Below are 2,832 nucleotides of genomic sequence, written 5' to 3'. Positions count from 1 at the left end.
TGTGCTGGTATTTTCTTTGTTGCTAAACGCTTTCAGGAGCATCGTCTATGATCTTATGGATGAAAAGAAATCTGATGATAACAGGCGCGGCTTTAGTCGCTTTTTTTATTGCATTAGCAAGAGCTTTTACTCTTGGGAAAAAAGCAGAGCAACAAAAGCAAACAGAAAAAGCTTTAAAAGCAGCCAAAACACGTCTGGAGGTGGAAAGTGAAGTTAATCAAAAAAGTGATGCTGATGTGCGTGCTGCTCTCTCTGACTGGTTGCGCGACAAATAAATATGCTTCTTCTTGTGTTGGCTGGTTGCCAATTTATTTAAGCCGGCAAGATCTGAACGCCATCAGTTCAAACTTAGCAAGAGAGATCTTAAAGCACAATAATCTAGGTGAACGCGTGTGTGGGTGGAAACATGGCTAGAAAAAAAACACAAGACGATACAGAACTTACAGAAGCAGAAAAAGAAATCCTCCAAGAAATCATCATGACCTACAAAAGTGTAAAAGTGATGTCTCGTTATACAAAATGGATTGTACTCATTATACTCTTATTAGCACTTGATTTTTCACGTATTATGGATGCGTTTGTAAGTATTTTTACACAAAAACCAAATATCCGACTCTAAACATACTCTGAGACGCGCGAAATTCTTTAGAAAATGGTTTCTTAATTTTACTCGTCTCATGGAGACTATCAATAATAGCTTTACACATTTAAAACTGTTATTTTCACAGAATTGGACATATCAAATTTCTCTTCAAAATAACTAAAAAAACACTGCAAAGGTAATTGTAAAAATTCTATCCTGTTATAAATGAAGCCCACTGTTCCAAGAGAATATGTCGCTGTTCTAAAAAATCCGTTCGCATATAAGCTTTTGTCACTGAACTCCCAACTGTATGTGCAAGAACAGTTTCGGCAATCTCAAATGGTGTTGACGTTGTCTCTGCTATCCAGTCCCGTAAGCTTGAACGAAAACCATGGGGACGATAGGTTAAGCCGCAAACTGTCATATACTTTGCCATGGTGGCATCAGAAATGGGGTTGCCTGTAAGACCAGAAAAGAGAAAACCATTTTTTTCAAAGGGAAGAGTTTTTTCAATAACTCTCAAAGCTTCATTACTCAATGGTACTCGAAAATCTGAAACCTTTCCTACAATGCCCTTCATATTTTCTTTTGGTATCGTCCATATATCTTTATCTATTTGTTCGAGACGCAAATAGCGCAATGGATACGACCGTACTCCAGTCAAAATCAAGAGCTTCAGTGCTAAATTTGAAAGGATCTTATCATCCAAGCTTTGATAAAATGCCGGAACCTCTTGCCATGGCATAGCAGGAATATTTGTTGATGTCGCACGTGGTTTTCCTAAAAGAGCGCGTGCCTTCATACAAGCCTGTAAATCAACATCTAAACCAAGAGCCGCAGCATATTTCAAGCAAATATTGATACGGTTAAGTGCTTTTCGCGCTGTGTCTGCTTTTTCATGCCAAAGGGGTGAGAGAACATTGCGAATGATATTGGCTGTTAATTTTTCTATAGGTAATTTGCCTATGTGTGGAATCACGTGCAACTCTAGTGGAGAAAACCAGCGGCCGTTTTTACCTTCATTTTTCAACTCTGCTTTTTTGCTTTCAAAAGCCGCTTTTGCAATTTCTTGAAAAATATTGCTTTGCTGTTTTAAAATAGTCTGTTCTCGAAAGACAATAGGATCATTGCCTTCTTTAAGAATATCACTATAATATCTTGTAAGCTCACGCGCTTCTTTTAAAGAGAGTTTCGTAACAGGACCAAGTCCCATTTCACGGCGCTTATTGTGGTGCGTATAGCGAAAAAACCAAGAGCGTGTATTGTCTTTTCGAACATTCAACCATAGCCCCGCCCCGTCACAATATTTACCCTGCGAGGACGTCTTTACGAATGATGCTGATAACCGATGAATCGCCCTCACTTAACGTCCCCTCTCGTCCACCTTTTCAAGCATTGCTCGTCCACCTTTTTGGGTCCACCTTTTAGACCACCTTTAATTTCTGATTTGAGATTTTTTCTTTAATACTTACTTTTTTTATTGAATCATAAAAAGCTATAGACATCAATACGCCCTTACACATCTTTATATACTTTGAATCTTGTTGCTAAGCCCCTGCTTGCCGCGTCTGGGCACCATACTCTTCTTTGTTATATGTAACCTATTGTTTTTACTGATGTAGCTTGCCAGCGGGTTTTGTATATTTTGCCACTAGGTTTTGTACCAATTTATTTTTTTTCAAAGAGTTTTTAAGGTGTTCTCAAAGGGTCTTCAAAGACCTTTCAAAGATCATTTAAAGCCTCTTTTTCTTTTCTGCTCAAAATCGCAATTTTTGATGATCAATCATTGAGTTGGAATCGTATTATTTGAGAAGCAGCGTATATAAGATGTGTTCACCTCTTTTATCTTAAATTGATTGATAGTTTTTCCGTACCCCAAACACATTATTCAAGTACATTATTAAAAAGAGAAGCGTTTAAGCAATTCGGTCAACTTGACAGAATTCCTTTTCAGTATGCAATTGTGCAATGTTTTCATCATTACTCCTTTAAGGAATTGGGTAAACAATACCCTATTGCTGTACTCATGCAATTGGATCAACTTGATCCTATTTCTCGTTTTAGCAATTGGTGCAAGTTGCACCTATTCCTCATCACGACCGATCAAAGGGTCAAGTTGTCCCTTTGATTTTCTGTCACTCAGAGGTTTCCTTTTCTCCTGCCTCTTTTCCTTTGTTTGGTGCCTCGAGTGTGATTTCTGTGGTATAACCGCTTTGTTTTTCATAGCGGTGGGTGACGGTTGCAGCTTT

The 2,832-nt window shown here is 38.2% G+C and carries 3 protein-coding genes and 1 pseudogene; 2 read left to right on the top strand and 2 right to left on the bottom strand.

Going from position 1 to position 2,832, the window contains the following annotated elements; translation table 11 throughout:
• Window positions 1–47: 47 nt before the first annotated feature.
• Both ACFIO5_RS09685 and ACFIO5_RS09680 read left to right on the top strand, forming a co-directional pair.
• Window positions 48–275 carry a hypothetical protein gene (locus ACFIO5_RS09685; protein WP_375628344.1) on the top strand — a complete coding sequence of 76 codons (228 nt, stop codon included), beginning with the start codon at window positions 48–50 and terminating at the stop codon, window positions 273–275.
• Window positions 276–406: 131 nt separating this feature from the next.
• A complete protein-coding gene (locus ACFIO5_RS09680) occupies window positions 407–619 on the top strand; it encodes a hypothetical protein (protein WP_375620805.1) in 213 nt (70 codons plus the stop codon).
• A gap of 175 nt (window positions 620–794) precedes the next feature.
• On the opposite strand, the gene ACFIO5_RS09675 is transcribed toward ACFIO5_RS09680, so the two are convergent.
• On the bottom strand, window positions 795–1,946 hold the full coding sequence (locus tag ACFIO5_RS09675; RefSeq protein ID WP_375635064.1) for a tyrosine-type recombinase/integrase: 1,152 nt from the start codon (window positions 1,944–1,946) through the stop codon (window positions 795–797).
• A gap of 772 nt (window positions 1,947–2,718) precedes the next feature.
• Window positions 2,719–2,832, bottom strand: a pseudogene (locus tag ACFIO5_RS09670) (late control protein); the annotation flags it as partial.

Source organism: Bartonella sp. AA86SXKL (assembly GCF_042196885.1).
This window is presented reverse-complemented; position numbering and strand designations above follow the sequence as displayed.